Genomic DNA, 22,815 nt, shown 5'->3' on the forward strand with positions numbered 1-22,815 from the left:
TGTCTCAGGCGAAGGCCCCGGGAGGCGGTGTGCTCGCATCCGGCACGAAGAAGTCCGGCGCAAGAGGGATGCCGGGTGTGACGCGGTATTTTGTAAAGTCCGTGACACCCTGCTCCGCCAGGAAGCTGTCGTCGATGAGGAAGCGGCCGGTGACCTCCCGGGCGGGCAGGCCGAACAGCGCGTGGGCGGCGTCCGCCAGGATCTCGGGCGTGCGGCTCGCCTGCATCAGCGCCTCGCCGCCGAGCAGGTTCTTCACCGCCGCCGTGGCGATGGTGGTGCGCGGCCACAGGGCGTTGACCGCGATGCCCTGGCGCCGCAGCTCGCCGGCGAGCCCGAGGACGCAGAGCGACATGCCGTACTTGGCGATGGAATAGGCCAGGTGCGGCGCGAACCACTTCTCGGACATGTCGAGGGGCGGCGACAGCATGACGATGTGCGGGTTCGCCGCCTTGGCCAGGTGCGGGATCGCGTACTTGCTGACCATGTAGGTGCCGCGCGTGTTGATGCCGTGCATCAGGTCGAAGCGCTTCATCTCGGTCTCGGGCGTCCGGGTCAGCGAGATCGCGCTGGCGTTGTTCACCACGATGTCGATGCCGCCGAAGGTCTCCGCCGTCCTGGCGATCGCCGAGGCGACGCTGTCCTCGTCGCGGACGTCCACCAGGAGCGGCAGCGCCCGGCCGCCCGCCGCCTCGATGGCGGCGGCGGCGGTGTGGATGGTGCCCTCCAGCTTCGGATGCGGCGTGTCGGTCTTGGCCGCGATGGCGATGTTCGCGCCGTCCCGGGCCGCCCGCAGGGCGATGGCGAGGCCGATCCCGCGGGAGGCCCCGGTGATGAACAGGGTCTTGCCCTGAAGCGATCCGCTCATGTCTCAGGTCTCCTCTCTCAGGTTTCTTGTTCCGGTTTCTTGTTCACGATTCTTGGGCGTCGATCTGGAACCGGGGCGGCTGCGTGCCGTCCGCGTCGGTGAACCCGTAGGCGGCGGCGAGATCGCCGACATGGAGGATCTGCCCGGCCCGGGCCGCCACGGCGGGATCGGCGGCCAGGGCGGCGAGCGCCCGGCCGGCATAGAGCGGGGTCTCCGTCGCCCGGTCGGCATGGCCGATATCGACCGCGCGCTCGGTGCGCACGAAGCCGGGCGAGAGCCCGAGCGCGGTGACGCCGTGCGGCGCCAGTTCCTGGGCGCAGGCGTAGGCGAGCCGGTTCGTGGTCGCCTTCGCCAGGTCGTAGAAGATGTCGCCGAGATAGCCCGGCGCGGTGTCGAAGGAGACGAAGGCGAGGAGGCCGGCTCTCGCCGAGACCATCGCGGGGGCCACCGCGCGGGCGAGGAGCAGGGCCGGGTACGGACCGCTCCCGAAGAAATCGGAGAGCGGTTCGGCCGAGCGGCGCCAGAACGGCGTGCCCCAGGCGGCGCCGTCCGCGTAGCGCTCGCCGTCATAGCCCTCGTTGCCGCCCCAGACGCTGGAGACGGCGAGATCGATGCGCCCGAACCGGCGCAAGGTCCAGTGGACCAGCCCGTCGACCGCCCGCTCGCTGGTGTGGTCGCAGAGATAGTGGTGGCCCTCGCCCCCGGCGGCATCGACGGCGCGGGCGGCGTCCTCGACGACCTCCGGCCGTCCCTCCGTGCGCGGCCCCGTCTCGCTGGAGCGGGCCGTGACGATGACGGTGGCCCCCGCCTCGCCGAGGCCACGGGCGAGGCCGCGCCCCACCCCGCGCGAGCCCCCGGCCACGAGGCAGATCTTCCCACGCAGATCGGGTTTCGGAGACGGGACGGCGCCGGCGCTCACGCCGGCTTAGCCCGGCCGAGGAAGCGCGCGAAGGCGGCCTGGGCTTCCGGCGCGCGCAGGCGTTCCTCGAAGGCGACGGCCTCGGCCTCCAGGGCGGCTTCCATCGCGGCCTGATCGCCGCGGAGCAGCGCCCGCGTCGCCTGCACCGCCCCGCGCGGGAGGCCGGCGAGGCGTGCCGCCTGAGCCTGGGCGTGCTCCAGCAGCAGGCCGGCCGGCATCACCGCGTTGACGAGGCCGAGGCCGAGCGCCTCGTCGGCGTCGAAGCCTTGGCTCAGGAGCAGCATCTCGGTGGCCTTCAGGAGTCCGACCCGGCGGGGCAGCAGGTAGCTCGACGCCGCCTCCGGCACGAGGCCGAGCTCCACGAAGGGCATGCGGAACCGGGCGGCCGGGCTGGCATAGACGAGGTCGCAATGCAGGGTCAGGGTCGTGCCGATCCCCACCGCGATCCCGTCCACGGCGGCGATCATCGGCGTGCGGGTGCGGGCGAGCTGGCGGATGAACTGCAGGGCCGGCGCCTCGCGGAAGGGCTTGCTCGCGCCTGCCACGAAATCCGCGAGGTCGTTGCCGGCGCTGAACGCGCCCGGCGCCCCGGCGAACACCACGGCGCCGACCGCCGCCGTCGCGTCGGCTTCCATCAGGGCCGCCCGCATGGCGTCGTACATGTCGCCCGTCAGGGCGTTCTTCTTCTCGGGTCGGTCGATGCGGATGAGGCGGACGCCGTCGTCCGTATCCGTGATCGCGATGTGCTCGCTCATGGTGCCCTCTTCCGGATGCGTCTCGATTCCCGCGCGACGGGCCCTCAACTCGCCAGGGCGAGGTCCGCATCCTCGGTGAAGTGCCCACCCGTGACGATGCTCGCCTCGAGCCCCTCCGCCGCGGTGAGCAGGTTGTCGGCGAAGAAGCGCGCCAGGGCGATCCGTCCGGCATGGGCCGGGTCGGTCTCGCCCGCCTTCAGGGCCGCGTTGGCGGCGAGCGCCTGGCGGCCGAGGCAGGCCCCGCCCTGGACGAGCCCGAACAGGCGCAGGTAGGGCGTCGCCCCGGCGAGCGCCGCCTCGGGCCGGTTCGAGGCCAGCGCCTTCAACTGGAAGCTCGTCGCCCGGTCCAGGCTCTCGATGCCGGCGCGCAGCCGCGCGCCGATATGGCCGAAGGCCGGGTCGGGATCCTTGAGGAAGCCCTCGGCGATCCGGCGCAGGCCGGCGATCTGCGCCCGCACCGTGGCGCCGCCGTTGAGCGGCAGCTTGCGGGCGACGAGGTCGATGGCCTGGATGCCGTTGGTGCCCTCGTAGATGCCGAGGATGCGGGCGTCGCGCATGTGCTGGGCGGCGCCGGTCTCCTCGACGAAGCCCATGCCGCCATGGACCTGGACGCCGAGGGAAGTCACCTCGTTGGCGATGTCGGTGGAGAAGGCCTTGGCGACGGGGGTGAGCAGGGAGGCCCGGTCATGGGCCGCCTGGCCCTCTGGACCTTCAGCCGCGTCGAGGGCAGCCGCGGTGAGGTAGCAGATGCCGCGGGCGGCCTGGGTGAAGGCCTTCATCGTCAGCAGCATGCGCTGCACGTCGGCATGGGCGACGATGGGACTCGCCTCGGCGGCCCCCGGCGCCCTGCCCTGGCGCCGGTCGCGGGCATAGCCCAGGGCCTGCTGGTAGGCGCGCTCGGCGATGCCGACGCCCTGCAGGCCGACATTGAGGCGGGCCGAGTTCATCATCGTGAACATGCAGGCGAGCCCGCGATTCTCCTCGCCGATGAGCCAGCCGATGGCGCCGCCGTCGTCGCCGAAGGCCATCGAGCAGGTCGGCGAGCCGTGGATGCCGAGCTTGTGCTCGATGCCGGAGCAGCGCAGGTCGTTGCGGCTGCCGTCGGGCAGCACCTTCGGCACCAGGAACAGCGAGATGCCGCGCGTGCCGGCCGGCGCATCCTTCAGGCGGGCCAGCACGAGGTGGACGATGTTGTCGGTGAGGTCGTGCTCGCCGTAGGTGATGTAGATCTTGGCGCCGACGATGCTGTAGCGGCCGTCGCCCAGGGGCTCGGCGCGGCTGCGCAGGAGCGCGAGATCCGAGCCGGCCTGCGGCTCGGTCAGGTTCATGGTGGCGGTCCATTCGCCCGAGACCAGCTTGTCGAGGTAGCCGGTCTTCAGCGCGTCCGAGCCGTGCTGGGCCAGGGCCTCGATGCCGCCTGCCGTGAGAAGCGGGCACAGGCCGAAGGCGATGCTCGCCGCGTTCCACATCTCGTTGCAGGCGGCGTTGAGGACGAGGGGCAGGCCCTGACCGCCATGGTCGGGATCGGCGCTGAGCCCGTTCCAGCCGCCGGCGATCCAGGTCCGGTAGGCCTCGCGCCAGCCCGGCGGGGTGGTGATGGCCCCGTCCTTCAGCGGCGTGCCGTGGCGATCGCCCACCCGGTTCAGGGGGGCGATGACCGATTCGGCGACCTTGCCGGCCTCGGCCAGGACCGCTTCCGCATCCTCCACCGCGAGGTCGCCGTGCAGGCCCGCCGCCAGGGCGGCGTCGAGCCCGGCCACGTGGCGCAGGGCGAACAGCATGTCGGCCACCGGTGCGCGATAGGTCATGATGCTTCCTCCCGCGCCTTGGTTGAGTCGACGCGTATCGCCCCGTGTTTGACGCATGGCCCAGCCGGGCGCTAGGCCCAGGCTCTCCCCCGCGAAGGGGTGCCAGCGCAGATAGTTTAGATATGAACGATCTCGGGTCAATCCCCGACGATGCGAACCCGGACGAGGCCGGTCCGGCCGTGGCGACGCGGCGACTTTTCGCCGATGCCGCGGGGATCGCGGCGGCGACCTCCCTGCTGCGCGACGGGCAGCTCGTGGCCTTCGCCACCGAGACGGTCTACGGCCTCGGCGCCGACGCCACCGATCCGTCCGCCGTGGCCCGGATCTTCGCCGCCAAGGCGCGCCCGCGCTTCAATCCGCTGATCGCGCATCTCGCCAACGCCGACGCGGCCTTCGCCGAGGGCGTGTTCGACAAGGATGCGCGCAGCCTCGCCGAAACGTTCTGGCCCGGCCCCCTCACCCTGGTGGTGCCGGCCGCGCCGGGTTGCCGGGTCTGCGACCTCGCCCGGGCCGGCCTGCCGAGCGTCGCCCTGCGGGTGCCGTCACCCGAGGCGACCCGGGCGCTGCTGGCGCGTGTCGGCCGGCCCGTCGCCGCCCCGTCGGCCAACCGCTCGGGCCGCGTCAGCCCGACCAGCGCCGAGCACGTGCTCGCCGATCTCGACGGCCGGATCGCCGCCGTCCTCGACGGCGGCGAAACGCCGGTCGGCGTCGAATCCACGGTGGTCGCCTGTCTCGGCGGACCGCCCCGGCTGCTGCGGCCCGGCGGCCTCACACGGGAGGCGCTTGAAGCCCGGCTCGGCCGAACCCTCGCGGGCCCGGAGAGCGGGGACGCGGCCCAGCCGGTCGGCCCCGGCCTGCTGGCATCGCACTACGCGCCCCGCGCGCGGGTCCGCCTCGACGCGACATCCGTATCGAGGGAGGAGGCCGTGCTGCTGTTCGGTCCCGATCCCATCCCCGGCGCGGAGACTGCACAGGGACACCTCAATCTCAGCCCAACGGGGGATCTCGGCGAGGCGGCGGCCCGTCTGTTCTCAGCCCTGCGGCGGCTCGACGCCACCGGCGCCCAGGTGATCGCGGTCGCGCCGATCCCGGCGCGCGGCCTCGGCGAAGCGATCAACGACCGCCTGAGACGGGCCGCCGCTCCACGCTGAATCTTTTTTCGAAATATCTTGGAACCAGGCCGAAGGAAGGGTGTTTCCTCTGCACGAAGGCCAGTTCAGCCCCCAATGGCCTTTTCCCTTCCAGGGCTCGGAGCAATCCGAGCCTTTTTTCTTGCCCGCTCGCGATCCGGCGCGGCGTCGAAGGGTCAGCCGATCGCGGCGATCTCGCTCTCGTGCCCGTTCACCTCGACCACGTCGCCGACCACCTTCCCGGTCAGGGCGCGGGCCATCGGGGAGACGTAGGAGATCGTACCCTGGGCCGGGTCGGCCTCGTCCTCGCCGACGATGCGATAGGTCCGGCGGCTGTCGTCCTCCGCCAGGATCGTCACGGTCGAACCGAACCGGACCACGTCGCCGGGCTCGGCCTCGACCAGCTGCGCGGAGCTGCGCCGGGCGGTCCAGTAGGCGAGGTCGCGGTTGACGCGGGCGACGTCCGCCTGCGCGTCCGGCGTCAGGGCCGAGAACGCCTCCTGCAGGCGCGCAACCTCGGCCTCGATCCGGGCCATCCCCTCGGGGGTGACGAAGTTGGGATGGGACGAGATCGGGCGCTCGGGAAGATCCTCGAACACCGCGTCTCCGTCGCGCTCACGGACGAATGCTTGGCTCATGACGACGAAAACGCCCGGTTCGCACCGGGCGTTCCATCGCGCTCAGGCGACCTCGACCACCGTACGGCCGCGGACCTGGCCCTCGAGGATCGCCCGCGCCACCGCGTCGACGCCCGCCAGCGGCACCGTCTGGGTCATCGCCGCGAGCTTGTCGTGGTCGAGTTCCCGGGCGAGGCGACCCCAAGCCGCCCGGCGCTTGGATTGCGGCGTGGTCACGCTGTTGATGCCGAGCAGCGAGACCCCGCGCAGGATGAAGGGCGCCACGGAGGTCGGTAGGTCCATACCCTGCGCCAGGCCGCAGGCCGCGACCGCGCCGTCCGCCTTGGTCCCGGCCAGGACGTTGGCGAGGGTGACCGAACCGACGGCGTCCACCGCCGCCGCCCAGCGCTCCTTTCCCAGCGGCTTGCCGGGCTTGCTCAACTCCGCGCGGTCGAGGATCTCGGCGGCGCCGAGGCCGCGCAGGTACTCGGTTTCCGAATCGCGGCCGGTGGACGCGATGACGTGCCAGCCGGCCCGGGCCAGCAAGGCGACCGCGACCGAGCCGACGCCGCCGGAAGCGCCGGTCACCAGGACCGGACCCTGCGCCGGGCCCACCCCGTGGTGGTCGAGGGCCATCAGGCAGAGCATCGCGGTGTATCCGGCGGTCCCGATCGCCATAGCCTGGGCGGGGCTCAGGCCCTCCGGGAGCGGCACCAGCCAATCGCCGTTGACCCGCGCGCGCTGGGAATAGGCCCCGAGATGGGTCTCGCCGACGCCCCAGCCGGTGAGCACCACCGCGTCGCCGGGCTCGTAGTCGGGATGGTCCGAGGTCTCGACGAAACCCGCGAAGTCGATGCCGGGGATCATGGGGAAGCGGCGCACCACCGGCGACGTGCCGGTCATCGCCAGCCCGTCCTTGTAGTTCACCGTGGAGTGGGTCACCCGGACGGTGACGTCGCCTTCCATCAGGTCGGCATCGTCGAAATCCCTGAAGGCGAGGGATTGTCCCGTCTCGGTCTTCTCGACGACCCAAGCCTTGAACCGACCCATGGCACACCTCCCGCTCACGGGTCTGAGGTGTGGCACCGGCGGTCCGAATCAAGCGGCCCCGGACGCGGGGAGCGTCCGGGGCCGACGGTCGTGCGCGGCTGCCGGCTCAGTAGCCGTCGTAGATGCTGCCCGAGGAGAAGCCGAGGCCGACGCCGACATCGGCCGAGCTGGCGCCGGTGATGCCGAAGGCATCGGGGAGCGAGCCGGCGGCGAGGCTGGGGCCGAAGGCGCCCGGGTAGCCGCCCTGGCCGTAATTGGCCGGGACCCAGCCGGAGCGGGCCGGCTGGACGAGGACGCGCCGGCGGACGCTTGCGTATTCCGGCGGGATCGTCTCGGGAATCGTCTGCGCCGGCTGCACGAGAACGCGGCGCCGGCGGACGGCGTATTGCGGCGGCACGTCGACCCAGCAGCCGATCAGCTCGCCGTAGGCGTCGCGGCGGGTCTGCCAGACGCGGCCGCCCGGCGCCACGAGCACCCGCTCCGAGACGGTGTCGTAGACCGGCGGCACCGTGCGGTAGACGGTCTCGGCTGGGCGGACCAGGACCCGCTCGGACACCGCGCCGTAGACCGGGGGCGTGTTGACGTGGCGGTAGCACTCGGCGCCGCCGCAGCCACCGGCCTGGGCGGAGGAAAGGGTGATGACGGCGCCGGCGATGGCGGCGAGACTGATACGGGCTGCGACCGGCGTGGTCATGACGGGTTCCTCGGCTCGAGACGCTGTACAGGACGGGATGGCGCGCAAAGCCCGCGCGCATCTCGACGTTCCAGAGGCCGCCAAGTTGCCGCTCGATCAAGCTGTATCGAGACTCAAGGTAAAATTAACCCAAGCTTAGGACTACTTAGAAGTTTCAATGCTTAGGTAAAATCCCGCGGAACTGTCGAGAAAATCAGGTTCGTCCGCGCTTGAGCTGGTAGAAGATGTGCCGGCCGATGACGTCCATCTTCTTCAGCCGGCGCGACCAGCCGGGTTTCACGTAGTCCGCATGGTAGTGGGTCGCACCGCCGACCTCGCTCAGATAGGTGCGTCCCTCGATCACCGCGCTCGCGATGCGGGTGGCGTTCTGCCAGGACGGCCCGTCGGTGATGCGCAGCGACTTGCCCTCGCAGGCGAAGGAGAACTGGCAGCCCATGTAGCGGTGCCGGTTCTGGTAGACCACGCCGCAGACGTTGCTGGGATAGAGGCCGCTCTTCACCCGGTTGAGCACGACCTGGGCCACCGCGGCCTGTCCCTCCTCGGATTCGCTGCGGGCCTCGAAATACACCGCCTCGGCGAGGCAGCGCTGCTCGCGGTCCATGGCGTCCGGGCCGATCAGGTCGGCGTAGCGGTGGCGCGCCACGTCGGGCGGCGCCGCCGCTCCCGGCGTGGCCCCGTCCGCCTGGGAGCCGCGCGGCGACAGGCCGGGAAAGGCGAGGCTCGCGGCGGCGATCTCGATCGGGGTCGCGTCCGCCGGGGCCGGCGTGGTCGAGGACAGGGCCTCGGCGCGGGGAATCGCGGGCGTCGCCCCGTCCTCCACGACGATCACCGGTCCATCGCCCTCCCCGCCCCGGTCCAGGCCGAGCTCGGGGGCCGGCACGAAACCGGCATCGAGATCGGGATTCCAAGTCGTGGAGCCGGATTCCAGCAGCCCGCTGCTCGGGTCCGCGAGGCTCGTCTTGACGATCAGCGCGTCATCCCGGCCTTCGAGCGCCGGCAGGCCCTCGGCGGTGCCGCGGGTATAGACCCGGTGGGGGGCGTGCGAGCGGGTTTCGGTTCCGGCGAGGCGTGCACCCGGCGAGGCCGTCGCCAGGAGGTGGCCGGTCCCGGCGGCCCGCCCTGCGGCACCGGGTGCCATGTCGGTGCCGGCCGTGGCCGTGAAGGAAACGAGCAGGCCGATGCCGGCCGCCCACGGGGTCATCGCGGCACTGAGCCAGCGAAGATGCGACGCGCGCCGTAACCGTTTCGTACCCACGCAACAGACCCGCACCAGGATGCCAAACGCTCTGGCCACCAGGCCCGCCGAGGCGCGGGAGCGGCCGTCACGGTCGACTATCGTGCGGTATGGTTGCGGAGCGGTTAAGCGCCGGCGTCAGAGCGCGCCGGGGCGCCCGTGCGTCGCTGCGAGGTTTCCGACGAGGGTCGCGAGGCTCGAGCCCCGGCTCTCCTGGGCGCCGGCGATGCGCTCGGCATCCGCCCCGCTCTGTGTCGCCACGGCGAAGACGAAGAGGGCCACCGTGGCCACGCCGCCGATGCCGGCCACCACCCAAAGGTAGGCCTGCTGCATCACCCGCGGCAGCGGGACGGCGACGGAATTTTCGTTGAGGAGCAGAGGAGGTGGGCTGGTGTCGTTCATACCGGCGATCCCACGCGTTGGCTGCCGCCCCTGTGAGCAGGCTTGCCTGCGCGCAACGGTTTGGCACTAGCACTGAACGTACCCGCGCGTCATCGGTTCGCCGCGTTTTCGACAATTTGTTGAACAGGTCGTTTCGCCCGCGTCCGGGGCGGCGCGGGGCCGCCCCGGACGGGGATTCGCTGGGGCGTCCGGGCCCTACTTGGCGGCCTTCGCGGCCAGGGCGGCCTGGGCTGCCGCGAGGCGGGCGATCGGCACCCGGTAGGGCGAGCACGACACGTAGTCGAGGCCGACCTCCTGGCAGAAGGCCACCGAGGCGGGATCGCCACCGTGCTCGCCGCAGATGCCGAGCTTGATGTCGGGGCGGACCGCACGGCCGCGCTCGACGCCGATTCGCACGAGCTCGCCGACGCCTTCCTGGTCGATGCTGATGAAGGGGTCGGCCGCGAGGATGCCCTTCTGGGTGTAGGCGCCGAGGAAGGTCGCGGCATCGTCGCGGGAGATGCCGAGGGCCGTCTGCGTCAGGTCGTTGGTGCCGAAGGAGAAGAACTCCGCGGTCTCGGCGATGTCGCCGGCCCGCAGCGCTGCCCGGGGCAGCTCGATCATCGTGCCCACCTGATAATCAACGATGCTGCCGGTTTCAGCAGCGACTGCCTTCGCCATGGCGTCGATGCGCGCTTTGACGATGTCGAACTCCATCTTCGTGAACACGAGCGGCACCATCACCTCCGGGGTGACGGGGGCCCCGGTCTCCTTGGCGGCCTGGACGGCGGCCTCAAAGATGGCCCGCGCCTGCATCTCGGCGATCTCCGGGAAGGCGATGGCGAGGCGGCAGCCGCGGAAGCCGAGCATCGGGTTGAACTCGTGCAGCTCCGTCATGCGGCGGCGCAGCTTGTCCTCCGACACGCCGGTGCTGGTGGCGACGTCGCGCACCTCCTCGTCGGTGTGCGGCAGGAACTCGTGCAGCGGCGGATCGAGCAGCCGGATCGTGACGGGCAGGCCCGACATGATGGTGAACAGCTCGACGAAGTCCTGACGCTGGTAGGGCAGGATCTTGGCCAGCGCCGCGCGGCGGCCCTCGACGTCGTCGGCGAGGATCATCTCGCGCACGGCGACGATGCGGTCACCCTCGAAGAACATGTGCTCGGTGCGGCACAGGCCGATGCCCTCGGCGCCGAAGTTGCGCGCCGCGCGGGCATCGGTCGGGGTGTCGGCATTGGTGCGGACCTTCATGGTGCGCACCTTGTCGGCCCAGCCCATCAGGGTGGCGAACTCGCCCGACAGGGAGGGCTCCAGCATCGCGACCTCGCCGAGGAGGACCTGACCCGTCGAGCCGTCGATAGTGATCTTGTCGCCGGCCTTCAGGGTGGTGCCGGCGACCGAGAGGGTGCCGGCCTTGTAGTCGACGCGGATCGAGCCGACGCCCGACACGCAGGGCTTGCCCATGCCGCGGGCCACCACGGCCGCGTGGCTGGTCATGCCGCCGCGCGTGGTGAGGATGCCCTCGGAGGCGTGCATGCCGTGGATGTCCTCGGGCGAGGTCTCCACGCGCACGAGGATACACTTGCGCTCGGCCTTGCGGGCGGCCTCGGCATCCTCGGAGTTGAAGACGATCTCGCCCGTGGCGGCGCCCGGCGAGGCCGGCAGGCCGGAGGCGATGACCTTGCGCTCGGCCTTCGGGTCGATGGTCGGGTGCAGCAGCTGGTCGAGGGCAGCGGGCTCGACGCGGCCGATCGCCTCCTCCTCGGTGATCAGGCCTTCGGCGGCGAGATCAACGGCGATCCGCAGGGCCGCCTTCGCCGTGCGCTTGCCGTTGCGGGTCTGGAGCATCCAGAGCTTCCCGCTCTCGATGGTGAACTCCATGTCCTGCATGTCGCGGTAATGGTTCTCGAGGAGGCCGTAGATCCGCACCAGCTCGGCATAGGAGTCGGGCATCGCCAGCTCCATCGAGGGGCGGTCGGACTTCGCCTCGATGCGGGCCTTCTCGGTGATGTCCTGCGGGGTGCGGATGCCCGCCACCACGTCCTCGCCCTGGGCGTTGATCAGGAACTCGCCGTAGAGGGCGCGCTCGCCGGTGGACGGGTTGCGGGTGAAGGCGACGCCGGTGGCCGAGGTGTCGCCCATGTTGCCGAACACCATGGCCTGGACGTTGACGGCCGTGCCCCAGCTCTCCGGGATGTTGTTCAGCTCACGGTACTTCTTGGCACGCGGGATCATCCAGGAATCGAACACCGCGCCGATGGCGCCCCAGAGCTGATCCTCCGGCGCCTGCGGGAAGTCCGAGCCGTGCTCGGCCTTCACGATGGCCTTGTACTTGCCGACGAGGTGCTTCCAGTCCTCGGCCCCGAGCTCGGTGTCGAGGCTGACGCCCTTGCCTTCCTTGTAGTGCTCCAGCGCCTCCTCGAAGGCGTGGTGCTCCACGCCGAGGACGACGTTGGAATACATGGTGATGAAGCGGCGGTAGGAATCGTAGGCGAAGCGCGGATCGCCGGCGCCCTGCGCCAGGGCCTCGACGGTGACGTCGTTCAGGCCGAGGTTCAGCACAGTGTCCATCATGCCCGGCATCGAGGCGCGGGCGCCCGAGCGGACCGAGACGAGGAGCGGGTTGGCCGGGTCGCCGAAACCGCGGCCGGTGAGCGCGCCGACGGCGTCGAGGGCGGCCTTGACCTCGCTCTTCAGCTCCTCCGGATAGCGCTGTCCGTGATCGTAATAATAGGTGCAGACTTCGGTCGTGATGGTGAAGCCGGGAGGAACCGGAAGGCCGAGATTCGACATCTCCGCGAGGTTCGCGCCCTTCCCGCCCAGGAGGTTGCGCATGGACGACTGGCCCTCGGCCTTGCCGTCACCGAAGGAGTAGACCCACTTGCCCATCTGTATCCGTCCGCTTGCAGGAGTGAACACTGCCCCATGCCTAACACGGCGGGTTGGACCATCTCTTGCTGCAACGCAAGATGAACGGGTCTTCCAGGCGGGGACAGCGTGACGGTTCGGCCCCGCTGTAACGGAGCCGCCGGTCAGCCGAGCGAGCGGAAGACCCCGAGGCCGATCAGCCCGACGAGAATCAGGTAGATCGCCACGATGAAGTTCAGCAATCGCGGCACGATGAGGATCAGCACCCCGGCGGCCAGAGCGATGACGGGCTGGAGGCTGGAGATCGTGATGGTCATGGCGCGCGCTCCGGCACGGGTTCAAGATCTGTCCGAGGGGCGGGCCCGCCTCAGACGCGGTACTTCCCGTTGCGCTTGACCAGGACCTGCGTTCCCACGGGCACGCGCTCGTAGAGATCGACGATGTCCTCGTTGAGCATACGCACGCAGCCCGACGACATCTGCTCGCCGATGCTCCAGGGCTCGTTGGTGCCGTGGATGCGGAACAGGATGTCGCGGTTGCCCTGGTAGAGATAGAGGGCGCGGGCGCCGAGGGGATTGTCGACGCCGCCCTTGCGGGTGCGCGGCAGGTCCGGGTTGAGGGAGACCATGGTGGTGGTCGGGCTCCAGTCCGGCCAGACGCCCTTGCGCCCGACCCGGGCCTGGCCCTTCCACGAGAAGCCGAGCTTGCCGACGCCGACGCCGTACTGCACGGCCGTGCCGTCTTCCTGCACCAGGGCGAGCTGGCGGTTGTCGATGTCGACCACGATCGTGCCGGGCTTCTCCGGCCCGGTGTAGCGCACCACCTGCCGGCGATACTTCGGGTCGAGCCGGGTCTTGTCGACCAGCGGCACGTCGTAGGGCTTGTCCGGCATCGTGCCGGTGTACCAGGCCGCCTCGTCGTCCTGCGCCAGGTTCACGGGGCCGCGCGACTGGCACGCCGCGAGGGGTGCGATCAGGATCAGGCCGAGGGCTAGGCGGCGGGACGGCATGGACAGCTCCACGTTTCGACGCGTCGGACGACGGCTCTGCCCCCTGACTACCGCTCCCGGGCCGCCGACGTTGTGTCATTCCCGCCGCAGTGAGGCTGTCGCGTATGGGTGGGCTCAGCGGGGACCGCTAAACCCGTCTTCGCCGCGCGCATTGCATCGGTCGCGCCGGGGTTCCATGATCGGCCCGGGCCGCCATGGGCCTCAGGGTGCGAGCCAAGATGGTCGACACGCAGGTGCTTTCCGAGATCGATGCCGGCGCGGCCCTGGCGGATCTCGCTCCGGCGGTGCACCTCGACCATTGCGTCATCCACGTCACCGATTGGGAGCGCTCGAACGCCTTCTATCGCGACGTGATGGGGGCCGAGATCATTCCGCGGGGTTCGGCCTTCGCCTACCGGTTCGGCGGCGTGCAGCTGAACGTGCATGGACCGGGCGTGAGCGCGACTCCGCTGGCCAAGCATCCCGTGATGCCGGGCAATAGCGACCTCTGCTTTCGCTGGTCCGGCACCATCGAGCAGGCGGCCGACCACCTCGCGTCGCTCGGCGTCCCCGTGGAGCTCGGCCCCGTCGAGCGCAACGGAGCGGCCGGTGCCGGAATCAGCCTCTACTTCCGCGACCCGGACGGCTCGCTGATGGAATTCATCGCCTATCCGGAGCCCTGACGGGCGGTCACCCCGGGCGCGTCAGCCCTGGCTCTGGGCGAGCTGCTGGTTGGTCTGTTCGAGCCGGAGCGCCAGTTCGCGCATCACCGCGATGGCGATGGGCGGGAACTGCGCCAGCAGTTCGAGGAAGACGGTGCGGTCGATCCGCAGGGCCATGGCCGGGTCCACGGCGGCGACGGTGGCCGAGCGCGGCTGATCGGCGAGGATGCCCATCTCGCCCACAAGGGCATTCGCGCCGAGGAGGGCCAGCCGGAACGGACCCTGAGGTCCGTCGATGGAGACTTCCGCCGAGCCTTCGAGGAGCAGGTAGGCGGCGTCGGCCGCATCGCCCCGGGCGAAGAGCTGCTGGCCGGCCTCGAAATGCACACGCTCGCTGGTGAAGGCCAGGAGCTTGAGGCGCGACGGCTCGACGCCGCGGAACAGCGGCACCTGGCGCAGGGACGAAACCTCGGTCTCGAGGGTCATGGGACGGGCTCCAGTGGCGCGACGTCCCTCCGGGCACGGCACGATCCTCGCGCATCCAATGCGGGTCGCGACGCCTTTGTCCAGACCCGGGCATCGGGCATCCGTCGGCCGGAGGCTCCGGTCCGCCCGGCCCCGTGAAGCGAGCCGCCAAATCTAACGGTTAAGCTTAAATTAATCGCCAATCTTGAAGGCAGCGACTGCTCGCTCAGCCATCAGATGAGGAACCATCGATATTGGCAAAGGTTGTCTTGGCAGTGAACGCAAAGCTGAGGAGGCGCTGATGGCATCAGGAAATTCCACCTCGAAGCGAGGTTTCGCATCGATGGACCTCGAACGGCAGCGGGAAATCGCGAGCAAGGGCGGTCGCAGCGTACCGGCTGAGAAGCGCTCCTTCTCGCAGGATCGCGAACTGGCCTCGAATGCCGGCCGCAAGGGCGGCCAGTCGAGCGGCTCCGGCCGTCCCGGCGAAGAGTAGGATCGTTCAAGGCGCGCGGCCCGACCGGCCGCGCGCCTTCTCTTCCTGTCGTCCCCCAACGAAAACGCCCCGTCCGGCTGGACGGGGCGTTTTCGTTGGCGTCGGCGAACGGGCCTCGGATCAGGTCATGCAACGGCCCGGAACCATGCGACGCGCCTCCGGTCCGGCCAGGGAGCTGATGGAGCGCTCGCATCCCTCCTGAAGAGGCTTGCGCATGCGGGGCATTTCCTTGTCGCTCGCGGTCCGACCCAGGGCCGGCGCGGCGGGCGCGGGCCGGGGCGATGCGTTCGGCACTGAGGCCAGATGGACATGGCCGGACGTTGCCGGAACGACACGAACCTCGGAAGTATCCTGCGAGGACATCACGACGGCCGGCTTTGTCGAAGGTACCCACTGATCGGCGGCTTCGCGCACGGTCGGCTGTATCAGCATCGTCAAGATGGCGGCCGGTCCACTCACGCTGAGAAAAAAGCCAGACCGGGACATTGTCGTAATCTCCGCGCAGAGCTTGACAGGTTGTCCGGTCAACGCGGATCGAAAACAACGGTTCCTTAACCCTTCTGAACTGGATATCCAGTCCTTACGGAATTGAATCGCATTCTCTTGATCGATTCCCTCTGCAGGCTGCACAGCCTCACGACGTGGCGAAAATGCATCGCCGAAGGGAAAAATTGGGGGAGACGGGTCGTCGGCCGGAACCGTACTGGCTGCCTGTCGTTGATCCAGCACCCGGCCGCCTGGTCCTCCCCCGCATTCCCCTTGTGCATTGGCCGGAACCTTTCGACGGGTCGGATGATTTCCGACCCGTTTTTTTGTGTCCGCGATTCAGCCTGTCGTTCCTGCCAGTTTAGTCACGAAAAAACCCCGGCCTCTCGACCGGGGTTCATTCGCGTTTGGTGATGCGGAGATACGGCGCGCCGGATCGGGCGCGGATCAGGCGGACTTCGCCTCGCGGCGACGGGCGCTCTGCTGGAAGAACAGGGCCTGACTGATCACCGCCGACACGTTCGCCGGCTGGAACGGCTTGGCGATGAGGAAGGCGGGCTCCGGCCGCTCACCGGTGAGGAAGCGCTCCGGATAGGCGGTGATGAAGATCACCGGCACTTCGAAGGTCTTCAGGAGGTCGTTGACCGCATCAAGGCCGGAGCTGCCGTCCGCGAGCTGGATGTCGGCCAGGATCAGGCCTGGACGGGTGCCGCCGGAGGCAATCTTGATCGCTTCGGTGCGGGTGCGCGCGACGCCGATGACGTTGTGGCCAAGGCCTTCCACCAGCGCCTCGAGGTCCATCGCGATCAGAGGCTCGTCCTCGATGATCAGGATTTCGGTCGCCATGTCAGCCGCGAGTTCGCGCCCGGCCTCGTCCACAAGATCGCGGACCTGGCTGACGTCGACGTCGAGAATGATCGCGGCATCCTCTTCCGAGAAGCCTTCGAGACAGGAAAGCAGGAAGGCCTGGCGCGGCAGCGGCGTGATCTGGCCGAGGCGGACCTCCGCCGGAAGATCGTGCTGAACCTGCTCGCTCTGGCCGTTCACCGAAAGCGAATTCCAGATGCGGGTGAAGACGCGGAAGAGATCGGCCTTCACATTCGAGCTGCGACCGAGCGTTTCGGGCTCGTTCACCAGGGTCTCGAGCGTGGCCGCCACGTAGGCGTCGCCAGCAACCTGGCTGCCGGTCAGCGCCCGCGCATAACGGCGCAGGTACGGCAGATGCTGAACGACGAGTTGAGCTGTCGACATTATATCCCCTTGGCTTTGCCGTTCTCTCGGGCGCCTCCGCCACAACGCGGGATGCAGGGCTCCGTTCCGCCGGCCGGGAACCGATTGTTCATAGCAGCGTTGCAGGTGCAGCCATGGCCTATGTGAAGCCGCAAAACAATCGCGGCGATGTCGCTTGTCGACATCCAAGGGGACCGAAGTATGGACGATAACGGACCGGGTCCCGGCTCCTCACCCGAGGAGCCCGACCCGAAGGCAGACAGCTTTGTGTCCGGGCAAGGCCTGAGCGATCATACCCAGAAGCGGATCGGGCATCATCTCCGGGCCATGTACGACACCATCGTGCAGCAGCCGGTGCCGGATCGCTTTCGCGACCTGATTGCGAAGCTCGACGTCTCGACGCCGGGTTCCGACCCCTAAGCCTGAGCATTCCTCGCAACGATTCGCGCACCATCGGGGCTACGCTGCGGTCTCGCGGGACGACAAGGAAAAAGGGCCGCTCATCGCGAGCGGCCCTTTTCGTATCTCAGGTGGTCGGCAGATGCCGCCCCGTGTCAGAGCGTCGGCGAACGGCCGCGCATCAGGCCGATGACGGCCGAGATGGCGAACAGAACGATGGCGACGAAGAACACAAGCTTCGCGGCTTCCATCGCCGTGCCGGCGATACCACCGAAACCAAGCAGCGCCGCGACGAGGGCGACGACCAGGAACGTTACGGCCCATCCGAGCATGTGACTCAACCCTTCATCAAGTACGGTGCAGCATCGGCTGCGACCTCATGACAGCATAACGCCAAGTTAGGTCGACGGTTCCTGTGCCGGCCACAGGATTGCCACGTTTTCCGCAGGCGCCGAAGCCGGGGTTTGACTCTACTTTTTCGGTGGAACGGCCAAGGGCCGAGATCAGACGGCCTTGCGCCGCGTGGCCCGCCGCCAGGCGAGACCGGCAACGGCCAGCGCGAGGCCGTACTGGGCGAAACCGTTCTCCGACAGGTCGCCGACGGACCCGTGTACCTGAAGCAGCAGGCGCGTCAGCCCATTCAGCGTGATCAGCGCACCGCAGAACAGCGCGGAGGCGGCGAGCAGGGCGATGAAATCGGGCATGGCGGCGCGTCCGGTGGACCCGGACTCGACAAGGCAAGGCTTGCGCCAGCCTTTTCGAGCCGGCGTTCTGGAAGGTGACCTCGGGCAGCGAGCCCCCGATTTCACCGGCGCGACTTGGGTTTACCCATCGGCCGAAGCCGACGCCCGTCCCGTTCAGGGGCGGCGCGCCGAGGCAGGCTTCGGGTGGGGCGTGCCGGCGGTCGGAGCCGCGGCCGGGGTGGCCGGATGCGCCGCGGGCGCGCGCACCGATTCGACGACAAGTCGCTTGACCGGCCAGCCGTCGGCCCAGCGCTCCATGTCGCTGAAGCGCGGATTGCCCTTCAGCGTGGTGGCATCGGTCCCGGCGAAGGCGGCACTCGCGGCGAGATCGAAGGTCTTCCAGTAGGCCAAGTAATCCAGGCTGTCGGCGCGGGCATTGTTGATCTGTGAGACCAGGGTGGTCTGCTCACCCGTGAGCGCCATGTCGGGCGACCACTTGAAGGGCGGCGTCGGCTGCTTCGGATCGCGCGGCGGCTCCGGCGGCAGCTTGATCGCTGCGCCGTCGTAGGTCGCGTCCACGGCGGCGGGCGAGGTCAGCGTGGCGGCGAGGGCAGGAAAGCCGTGATCGTCCGAGAGGGCGCGCACGAAGAGCTTGCGCTCGCTCGGCACGGCGCTGGCTTCCCGCAGGAGTCGACGCCCTGCGAGGTCGGCCGCGCGGGCATCGCGGTCGCCGATGACGGTGATGACCAGGGTCTCGGGCGCGATCCGGGCAAGGTCATGCAGGACGATGCCGCGGGCGCGGGCATCGCTGGCGATACCGCCCGGCATGATCGCGAAGATCAGGCGCGGCGTGGGCAGGCCCTGCTCGGCGGCGTCGGCCGCGATATTGGCGGCGATAGGAGCGCCCGCCAAGTGGCCGATGACCGCGACCCGCTTCAGGTCGGGCTTGGCGTCGGCGTCGCTCGCCAGGTCGGACAGCGTCGACTTGAGGATGCGCTCGGCGATGGCGCTCGCCTCCGACGGGCGCGTCCGATTGAGGTCCTGGAAGCGCGGGAAGACGACGAGCGCTCCGGAGCGGGCAAGATGATCGATCCAGCCGCCATAGGCCTGCGGATTGGACGCGCCCCAGGCATGCAGGAAGACGACCACCGGGCGACCCTCGGCCGGCGCCGCGCCCGCCTTGTAGAACACGAAGCTGCCGGCCCCGACCTTGCCGAGGCCGCGTTTCACGATGGTCGCCGCGCGGTCGCCGATACCGCCGGGGCCCTCGGCGGGCTGGTTCGGTGGGGCGGCCGCGGCGGCCGGTGGGACCGATGCCAGCAACGCGACGAGGCCCCATGCAGCGGCGCCGAGACTCGAATGGAAACGCATGGACAGTCCGATGGCGCAGCCCGTGAGCTTCGGAGGCCAGTCCTCACGAAGCACGGATCAGAGACGATCCGGACCATACGGTAATCCGGAGCGCCTGAGTGCGGTATTCCCGCCGCACTTGGGCGCCGGAATGCGGCTCTCAGTGGTTGGATTGGTTGCGACGGGCGTCGATCATCGCCGCGAGGCGCATCAGATCACTGGGCTGATCCGCATCGGTCACCGAAACGTAGGTGTCGCGTAGGCTGCTCCCGAGAGTCTGCAGCATCCTCTCGTCCGAAAGGCCGGTGAGGGATGACCAGGCTTCATCCGGGCGCTCAGCGCGGACCGTTTGGGCAAAGTTCATCGTCGGCTTTCGGGCCATTGCTCGGCCTCTCGATCATGGGACAACGGTCAACGGGCTCGCGACCCGAAGTTTCCCTTGATCTATGATAATTTAATTGCCCTGAACCGGCGAGCCGATGACGTCCGGTCCGGAGGCTCCCCCATCCGCGCGGCCGGCCGCCTCCTCGACCCAAGCCAGGATATCGGCGGCGCGCCAGGGCTTCGGAATGAAGGTTGCCGAGACGCGCAGGTCGCTCGGCTGGTCGCCGGCATCGCCCGAGGTCAGCAGGACCCGGACGCGCGGCCAGGTCACCCCGATGATGCGGGCCAGTTCGAACCCGCCGATCGGACCGGGCGTGCGCACGTCGGAGAAGACGACGCTGACTTCGTCGCCCCGGTCGTTCAGGATCGCGAGGGCGCGCTCGGCCGTCTCGGCCTCGATCACCCGAAAGCCGGTTTCTTCCAGAAGCTCGGCCGCGAGGAAGCGCTCGTCTGGCTCGTCCTCGACGACGAGGATCACGGGTCGTGAGTCAGACGGGATCACAGCACTCATGGGTCCGGTACGCTCTTCGGGCCAGAACGGCGGGCCAAGTGCAATCTTGCGCCACGGAGGCTCGAAGCTGTCAATGTGGCCGAACCGACCAATAGCCCCGAACCGACGCCGCACGGCGCCGTTGTGCTTTCGGTGTCACGCTTTCGCGAGCTTTTTAGCCAACACCGTGGGACTTCAGAAAGGCTAGGGCGCGGGACCAACCATCCTTGGCATCGGCTTCACGGTAGCTCGGCCGATAATCCGCGTGAAATCCATGCGGTGCGTCGGGATAGACGACGAGTTCCACCGACTTGCCGGCGGCCTTCGCCTTGTCGCGCGCCGCTTCCACGTGCCGGACCGGAATGCCCGTATCGGCCCCGCCGTAGAGGCACAGGAGCGGCGCGTTGATCTCGGCCGCCACGTCCAGGCCCGTGCGCGGCTGGATCTCCGTGTGCTCGCCGCCGACCGGTCCGTACCAGGCGACGCCCGCCTTCAGGTCCTTGCGGTGGGCGGCATAGAGCCAGACGCCGCGCCCGCCGCGGCACCAGCCCATCGTGCCGATCCGCGCCGGATCGCCGTACGCGGCCGAGACGGCCCAGCTCGCCGCGGCATCGAGATCGGCGATCCACTGGGCGTCCGGCGTCTTCGAGATGATGTCGCGGATGATGACCTTGGCATCGGTCATGGTCGAGAGATCGCCCTGTCGGGCGTAAAGCTCCGGGGCGACGGCGCAGTAGCCGGCCTTGGCGAGGCGGCGGCAGATGTCCTTGATGTAGTCGTGGACGCCGAAGATCTCCTCAATGACGAGGATGACGGGGAACGGCCCCTCCCCCTTCGGCATGGCTCGGTATCCCGGCATCGGCCCGTCCGCGGCCGGGATCTTCACCTCGCCGGCCTCGATGCCCTCGGCATCGGTCCGGATCACCTGCGCCTCGACGGCGCTCGTCGCGAGGGTCAGGCCGGTCATCAGGCTCGTCATCACGAAGCCGCGCCGGGAGAAGGGAGGCGTCAGGAGCCCGTCGAGACCGTCGAGCGGTGCGTCGTCAGGGCGGTGGTCCGACGTGTTCGACATGGCGTTCCCGGGGCGATCCGAAGGGACGATCCGAGGATCGCGCCCGAGAAGCTAGGGCATCGGCCCGCGCCGAACAGCCTCAGAGGGCGACGCGCTGGCGCACGGCCTCGCTCGCCCGCGGATCGGCCGCCGAGCCGATGCGCCGCGCCGCGAGCCGGAACTCGCCCGCCGGATTGCGCTTCCGGGCCACCCCGGAATTCACCGGCTTCGACCGGACGAGATCGCCGAGGGCGACGAAGCCCGCATCGCTCCGGCGCGTGCCTGCTCCCGACACGAGCCCGAAGGCTACCGCGAAGGATTGGGAAAGGCCGGCGTCCGGTGCGACGCCGAAGGCGGCCACGGCCGCGAGGAACGCCTCGCGAAAGCTGCGCGGCGTGCACCAGCTCTTCTCCGCCACGTGCATCGGCCATTCCCAGAGATCGCCTCGCCGCATGGCGATCGCGTCCCGGGCGATGAAGTAGCCGGTCTCGCGATGCTCCAGGCCGTCGAGAGCCACGCGCCAATCCGCGTTCTCGAACAGGACCTGAGTGGTCGGGCACGCGTCGTCCAGAGGCAGGTCGAACATGATGTCCCCTCGTCGCCAGCTTCGATCGGCCGTTTGGCCGTCCCGAAATGGATCAGAACATTGAGGGAACAGTGGTGGCAAACCTGACCAGCGTCAAGCCTTTGTTCTCGGTGTGTTCGAGAAAGCCGAAAAGTTGCCGATGAAGCGCCGCCTATCGGGCCTTCCGTTCGAACAATGCGTGTTCGACCCGATCCCCGGCATGGATGCGAAGCCGCGCCGCCGTCCCGGCATTGAGTTCGAGCACGGAAAGAACCGGCTCGTTCGAGGGAATGACCTTGGTCGAGAGCGGTTCGGTATCAGCGGCGATCTTGGCGATGGTGCCGTCGGCGCGGATGAACAGCATGTCGAGGGGCAGGTAGGTGTTCTTCATCCACATGGCCACGGGCGCCGAGGCCTGGAAGTCGAACAGCATGCCGTGGTCGGGCGCCATGCTGCGGCGATACATCAGGCCGCGCGAGCGCTCCGCATCGGTGCGCATCACCTCGACGGCGAAGACATGGCGCCCCTCGCGTCCGACGATGCTCAGGGGCTCGGTGGGCCCGGAGGCCGCGTCCTGCGCGGCCGCCTGCTGAGAGAGGATCAGGCCCATCAGGGCAAGGGCGAGGAGCGCGCGAAACCCTGCGCGCCAGTTGATCAAACGTCGCGTAACCACCGGACCATCCGTCAATGTGAGGCGGGCAGCGCACCGTCGAGCAGCCGGACTTCGGCGGCCATCTTGCCCTTGGAGCCATCGCCGTAGCGGACCAGAACGGTCTCGCCCGGCTTGAGTTCGGCGATCCCGTAGCGACGAAGCGTCTCCATGTGAACGAAGATGTCCGGCGTCCCGTCGCCGCGGCTCAGGAAGCCGAAGCCGCGCAGGCGGTTGAACCATTTCACCACCGCGGTCTCGAGGCCGCTGGTCGGCGTCACGGTGACGTGGGTGCGCGGCAGCGGCAGTTCGGAGGGGTGGAGCGCGGTCGACTGGTCGAGGGAGATGACCCGGAAAGCCTGCCAGCCGCGGGGCCGCTCCGTCGCCTCCACCACGACGCGCGCGCCCTCGCTGGCGCTCTGATGACCGTCCCGGCGCAGGCAGGTGATGTGCAGGAGGACGTCGGCCGAGCCGTCGTCGGGCACGATGAAGCCAAAGCCCTTGGCCACGTCGAACCACTTGATCCGGCCCGAAACCTCCATGAGGTCGAGCGGCCGTTGCGCCTCGGCGCCCTGGCCTTCGACGGCGCGGTTGTC

27 protein-coding genes are annotated in these 22,815 nt (G+C 69.3%); 4 read left to right on the forward strand and 23 right to left on the reverse strand.

The annotated features are described in order from the left end of the window. Positions 1-4: 4 nt before the first annotated feature. From ACXJY8_RS11705 to ACXJY8_RS11720, 4 genes are read right to left on the reverse strand one after another with little or no spacing between them, the layout of a single operon-like run. Positions 5-865, reverse strand: a complete 861-nt coding sequence (locus ACXJY8_RS11705) for an SDR family oxidoreductase (protein ID WP_463769043.1) — start codon at positions 863-865, stop codon at positions 5-7. 43 nt (positions 866-908) lie between these two features. Then, positions 909-1,784, reverse strand: a complete 876-nt coding sequence (locus ACXJY8_RS11710; RefSeq protein WP_463769045.1) for an SDR family NAD(P)-dependent oxidoreductase — start codon at positions 1,782-1,784, stop codon at positions 909-911. After that, a complete protein-coding gene (locus ACXJY8_RS11715; protein WP_463769047.1) occupies positions 1,781-2,539 on the reverse strand; it encodes an enoyl-CoA hydratase-related protein in 759 nt (252 codons plus the stop codon). Before ACXJY8_RS11715 ends, ACXJY8_RS11710 begins: the two co-directional genes overlap by 4 nt. A 44-nt stretch (positions 2,540-2,583) precedes the next feature. Then, positions 2,584-4,347: an acyl-CoA dehydrogenase family protein gene (locus tag ACXJY8_RS11720; RefSeq protein ID WP_463769049.1), complete on the reverse strand. Its 1,764-nt coding sequence runs from the start codon at positions 4,345-4,347 to the stop codon at positions 2,584-2,586. Between the two features lie 122 nt (positions 4,348-4,469). On the opposite strand from ACXJY8_RS11720, the gene ACXJY8_RS11725 reads away from it, so the two are divergent. Then, positions 4,470-5,498, forward strand: coding sequence for an L-threonylcarbamoyladenylate synthase (locus tag ACXJY8_RS11725; RefSeq protein WP_463769051.1), 1,029 nt, complete (start codon positions 4,470-4,472; stop codon positions 5,496-5,498). A 155-nt stretch (positions 5,499-5,653) separates the two neighbouring features. Here ACXJY8_RS11725 and greA read toward each other — a convergent pair whose 3' ends face one another. The 8 genes from greA to ACXJY8_RS11765 form a co-directional block, all read right to left on the reverse strand. Beyond that, a complete protein-coding gene (greA, locus tag ACXJY8_RS11730; protein ID WP_463769053.1) occupies positions 5,654-6,115 on the reverse strand; it encodes a transcription elongation factor GreA in 462 nt (153 codons plus the stop codon). Between the two features lie 42 nt (positions 6,116-6,157). Then, a complete protein-coding gene (gene acuI, locus ACXJY8_RS11735; RefSeq protein ID WP_463769055.1) occupies positions 6,158-7,144 on the reverse strand; it encodes an acrylyl-CoA reductase (NADPH) in 987 nt (328 codons plus the stop codon). A gap of 106 nt (positions 7,145-7,250) precedes the next feature. Then, the gene (locus ACXJY8_RS11740; protein ID WP_463769057.1) at positions 7,251-7,838 is read right to left on the reverse strand and encodes a hypothetical protein; all 588 of its coding nucleotides are present in this window, start codon (positions 7,836-7,838) and stop codon (positions 7,251-7,253) included. Positions 7,839-8,031: 193 nt separating this feature from the next. Next, positions 8,032-9,039, reverse strand: a complete 1,008-nt coding sequence (locus ACXJY8_RS11745) for a cell wall hydrolase (RefSeq protein WP_463769059.1) — start codon at positions 9,037-9,039, stop codon at positions 8,032-8,034. Between the two features lie 171 nt (positions 9,040-9,210). Next, positions 9,211-9,474 (reverse strand): hypothetical protein, encoded by a 264-nt coding sequence (locus ACXJY8_RS11750; protein ID WP_463769061.1) that lies wholly within the window; start codon positions 9,472-9,474, stop codon positions 9,211-9,213. Between the two features lie 195 nt (positions 9,475-9,669). Beyond that, entirely contained in the window at positions 9,670-12,342 is a 2,673-nt protein-coding gene (ppdK, locus tag ACXJY8_RS11755) for a pyruvate, phosphate dikinase (protein WP_463769063.1), read from the reverse strand. Positions 12,343-12,485: 143 nt separating this feature from the next. Continuing rightward, positions 12,486-12,638, reverse strand: coding sequence for a DUF3096 domain-containing protein (locus tag ACXJY8_RS11760; protein WP_463769065.1), 153 nt, complete (start codon positions 12,636-12,638; stop codon positions 12,486-12,488). A 50-nt stretch (positions 12,639-12,688) separates the two neighbouring features. Continuing rightward, positions 12,689-13,330, reverse strand: a complete 642-nt coding sequence (locus tag ACXJY8_RS11765; protein ID WP_463769067.1) for a L,D-transpeptidase — start codon at positions 13,328-13,330, stop codon at positions 12,689-12,691. A gap of 218 nt (positions 13,331-13,548) precedes the next feature. Here ACXJY8_RS11765 and ACXJY8_RS11770 point away from each other — a divergent pair, with 218 nt between their 5' ends. Continuing rightward, entirely contained in the window at positions 13,549-13,992 is a 444-nt protein-coding gene (locus ACXJY8_RS11770) for a VOC family protein (protein ID WP_463769069.1), read from the forward strand. A gap of 21 nt (positions 13,993-14,013) precedes the next feature. Here ACXJY8_RS11770 and ACXJY8_RS11775 read toward each other — a convergent pair whose 3' ends face one another. Then, the gene (locus ACXJY8_RS11775; protein WP_463769071.1) at positions 14,014-14,457 is read right to left on the reverse strand and encodes a cyclic nucleotide-binding domain-containing protein; all 444 of its coding nucleotides are present in this window, start codon (positions 14,455-14,457) and stop codon (positions 14,014-14,016) included. Between the two features lie 280 nt (positions 14,458-14,737). On the opposite strand from ACXJY8_RS11775, the gene ACXJY8_RS11780 reads away from it, so the two are divergent. Continuing rightward, positions 14,738-14,932, forward strand: coding sequence for a con-10 family general stress protein (locus ACXJY8_RS11780; protein WP_103709258.1), 195 nt, complete (start codon positions 14,738-14,740; stop codon positions 14,930-14,932). Positions 14,933-15,865: 933 nt separating this feature from the next. Here ACXJY8_RS11780 and ACXJY8_RS11785 read toward each other — a convergent pair. After that, positions 15,866-16,669 (reverse strand): response regulator, encoded by an 804-nt coding sequence (locus tag ACXJY8_RS11785; protein ID WP_055953119.1) that lies wholly within the window; start codon positions 16,667-16,669, stop codon positions 15,866-15,868. A 180-nt stretch (positions 16,670-16,849) separates the two neighbouring features. Between ACXJY8_RS11785 and ACXJY8_RS11790 the strand changes: the two genes are divergently transcribed. Further along, positions 16,850-17,068 (forward strand): NepR family anti-sigma factor, encoded by a 219-nt coding sequence (locus ACXJY8_RS11790; RefSeq protein ID WP_463769073.1) that lies wholly within the window; start codon positions 16,850-16,852, stop codon positions 17,066-17,068. A gap of 134 nt (positions 17,069-17,202) precedes the next feature. On the opposite strand, the gene ACXJY8_RS11795 is transcribed toward ACXJY8_RS11790, so the two are convergent. The 9 genes from ACXJY8_RS11795 to ACXJY8_RS11835 all read right to left on the reverse strand — a co-directional run bounded on the left by ACXJY8_RS11795 (position 17,203) and on the right by ACXJY8_RS11835 (position 22,761). After that, the gene (locus tag ACXJY8_RS11795) at positions 17,203-17,379 is read right to left on the reverse strand and encodes a DUF1328 domain-containing protein (protein WP_003599466.1); all 177 of its coding nucleotides are present in this window, start codon (positions 17,377-17,379) and stop codon (positions 17,203-17,205) included. 171 nt (positions 17,380-17,550) lie between these two features. Continuing rightward, positions 17,551-17,751: a hypothetical protein gene (locus tag ACXJY8_RS11800; protein WP_463769076.1), complete on the reverse strand. Its 201-nt coding sequence runs from the start codon at positions 17,749-17,751 to the stop codon at positions 17,551-17,553. Between the two features lie 153 nt (positions 17,752-17,904). After that, positions 17,905-19,101, reverse strand: a complete 1,197-nt coding sequence (locus ACXJY8_RS11805; protein WP_463769078.1) for an alpha/beta hydrolase — start codon at positions 19,099-19,101, stop codon at positions 17,905-17,907. A gap of 139 nt (positions 19,102-19,240) precedes the next feature. Then, the gene (locus tag ACXJY8_RS11810) at positions 19,241-19,444 is read right to left on the reverse strand and encodes a hypothetical protein (protein ID WP_463769080.1); all 204 of its coding nucleotides are present in this window, start codon (positions 19,442-19,444) and stop codon (positions 19,241-19,243) included. A 90-nt stretch (positions 19,445-19,534) separates the two neighbouring features. Continuing rightward, positions 19,535-19,975 carry a response regulator gene (locus ACXJY8_RS11815; RefSeq protein ID WP_463769082.1) on the reverse strand — a complete coding sequence of 147 codons (441 nt, stop codon included), beginning with the start codon at positions 19,973-19,975 and terminating at the stop codon, positions 19,535-19,537. Between the two features lie 154 nt (positions 19,976-20,129). Further along, positions 20,130-21,026: a dienelactone hydrolase family protein gene (locus ACXJY8_RS11820; RefSeq protein ID WP_463769084.1), complete on the reverse strand. Its 897-nt coding sequence runs from the start codon at positions 21,024-21,026 to the stop codon at positions 20,130-20,132. A 79-nt stretch (positions 21,027-21,105) separates the two neighbouring features. Next, positions 21,106-21,591, reverse strand: coding sequence for a hypothetical protein (locus ACXJY8_RS11825; protein WP_463769086.1), 486 nt, complete (start codon positions 21,589-21,591; stop codon positions 21,106-21,108). A gap of 151 nt (positions 21,592-21,742) precedes the next feature. Then, positions 21,743-22,180, reverse strand: coding sequence for a DUF192 domain-containing protein (locus ACXJY8_RS11830; protein WP_463780560.1), 438 nt, complete (start codon positions 22,178-22,180; stop codon positions 21,743-21,745). Positions 22,181-22,254: 74 nt separating this feature from the next. Continuing rightward, positions 22,255-22,761 (reverse strand): cold-shock protein, encoded by a 507-nt coding sequence (locus tag ACXJY8_RS11835; RefSeq protein WP_463780562.1) that lies wholly within the window; start codon positions 22,759-22,761, stop codon positions 22,255-22,257. Positions 22,762-22,815 lie beyond the last annotated feature (54 nt).

The organism is Methylobacterium sp. TK31, assembly GCF_055361545.1.

What these genes read in the sequence shown, in the direction of transcription:
- ACXJY8_RS11790 (WP_463769073.1), top strand. Translation starts at nt 16,850, where the DNA reads ATGGACGATAACGGACCGGGTCCCGGCTCCTCACCCGAGGAGCCCGAC.
- ACXJY8_RS11785 (WP_055953119.1), bottom strand. Translation starts at nt 16,669, where the DNA reads ATGTCGACAGCTCAACTCGTCGTTCAGCATCTGCCGTACCTGCGCCGT.
- ACXJY8_RS11765 (WP_463769067.1), bottom strand. Translation starts at nt 13,330, where the DNA reads ATGCCGTCCCGCCGCCTAGCCCTCGGCCTGATCCTGATCGCACCCCTC.
- ACXJY8_RS11740 (WP_463769057.1), bottom strand. Translation starts at nt 7,838, where the DNA reads ATGACCACGCCGGTCGCAGCCCGTATCAGTCTCGCCGCCATCGCCGGC.
- ACXJY8_RS11715 (WP_463769047.1), bottom strand. Translation starts at nt 2,539, where the DNA reads ATGAGCGAGCACATCGCGATCACGGATACGGACGACGGCGTCCGCCTC.
- ACXJY8_RS11770 (WP_463769069.1), top strand. Translation starts at nt 13,549, where the DNA reads ATGGTCGACACGCAGGTGCTTTCCGAGATCGATGCCGGCGCGGCCCTG.
- ACXJY8_RS11800 (WP_463769076.1), bottom strand. Translation starts at nt 17,751, where the DNA reads ATGCCCGATTTCATCGCCCTGCTCGCCGCCTCCGCGCTGTTCTGCGGT.
- ACXJY8_RS11750 (WP_463769061.1), bottom strand. Translation starts at nt 9,474, where the DNA reads ATGAACGACACCAGCCCACCTCCTCTGCTCCTCAACGAAAATTCCGTC.
- ACXJY8_RS11835 (WP_463780562.1), bottom strand. Translation starts at nt 22,761, where the DNA reads ATGGAGGTTTCGGGCCGGATCAAGTGGTTCGACGTGGCCAAGGGCTTT.
- ACXJY8_RS11745 (WP_463769059.1), bottom strand. Translation starts at nt 9,039, where the DNA reads ATGACCCCGTGGGCGGCCGGCATCGGCCTGCTCGTTTCCTTCACGGCC.
- acuI (WP_463769055.1), bottom strand. Translation starts at nt 7,144, where the DNA reads ATGGGTCGGTTCAAGGCTTGGGTCGTCGAGAAGACCGAGACGGGACAA.
- ACXJY8_RS11825 (WP_463769086.1), bottom strand. Translation starts at nt 21,591, where the DNA reads ATGTTCGACCTGCCTCTGGACGACGCGTGCCCGACCACTCAGGTCCTG.
- greA (WP_463769053.1), bottom strand. Translation starts at nt 6,115, where the DNA reads ATGAGCCAAGCATTCGTCCGTGAGCGCGACGGAGACGCGGTGTTCGAG.
- ACXJY8_RS11830 (WP_463780560.1), bottom strand. Translation starts at nt 22,180, where the DNA reads ATGGGCCTGATCCTCTCTCAGCAGGCGGCCGCGCAGGACGCGGCCTCC.
- ACXJY8_RS11705 (WP_463769043.1), bottom strand. Translation starts at nt 865, where the DNA reads ATGAGCGGATCGCTTCAGGGCAAGACCCTGTTCATCACCGGGGCCTCC.
- ACXJY8_RS11815 (WP_463769082.1), bottom strand. Translation starts at nt 19,975, where the DNA reads ATGAGTGCTGTGATCCCGTCTGACTCACGACCCGTGATCCTCGTCGTC.
- ACXJY8_RS11820 (WP_463769084.1), bottom strand. Translation starts at nt 21,026, where the DNA reads ATGTCGAACACGTCGGACCACCGCCCTGACGACGCACCGCTCGACGGT.
- ACXJY8_RS11795 (WP_003599466.1), bottom strand. Translation starts at nt 17,379, where the DNA reads ATGCTCGGATGGGCCGTAACGTTCCTGGTCGTCGCCCTCGTCGCGGCG.
- ACXJY8_RS11760 (WP_463769065.1), bottom strand. Translation starts at nt 12,638, where the DNA reads ATGACCATCACGATCTCCAGCCTCCAGCCCGTCATCGCTCTGGCCGCC.
- ACXJY8_RS11725 (WP_463769051.1), top strand. Translation starts at nt 4,470, where the DNA reads ATGAACGATCTCGGGTCAATCCCCGACGATGCGAACCCGGACGAGGCC.
- ACXJY8_RS11780 (WP_103709258.1), top strand. Translation starts at nt 14,738, where the DNA reads ATGGCATCAGGAAATTCCACCTCGAAGCGAGGTTTCGCATCGATGGAC.
- ACXJY8_RS11775 (WP_463769071.1), bottom strand. Translation starts at nt 14,457, where the DNA reads ATGACCCTCGAGACCGAGGTTTCGTCCCTGCGCCAGGTGCCGCTGTTC.
- ACXJY8_RS11720 (WP_463769049.1), bottom strand. Translation starts at nt 4,347, where the DNA reads ATGACCTATCGCGCACCGGTGGCCGACATGCTGTTCGCCCTGCGCCAC.
- ACXJY8_RS11810 (WP_463769080.1), bottom strand. Translation starts at nt 19,444, where the DNA reads ATGAACTTTGCCCAAACGGTCCGCGCTGAGCGCCCGGATGAAGCCTGG.
- ACXJY8_RS11805 (WP_463769078.1), bottom strand. Translation starts at nt 19,101, where the DNA reads ATGCGTTTCCATTCGAGTCTCGGCGCCGCTGCATGGGGCCTCGTCGCG.
- ppdK (WP_463769063.1), bottom strand. Translation starts at nt 12,342, where the DNA reads ATGGGCAAGTGGGTCTACTCCTTCGGTGACGGCAAGGCCGAGGGCCAG.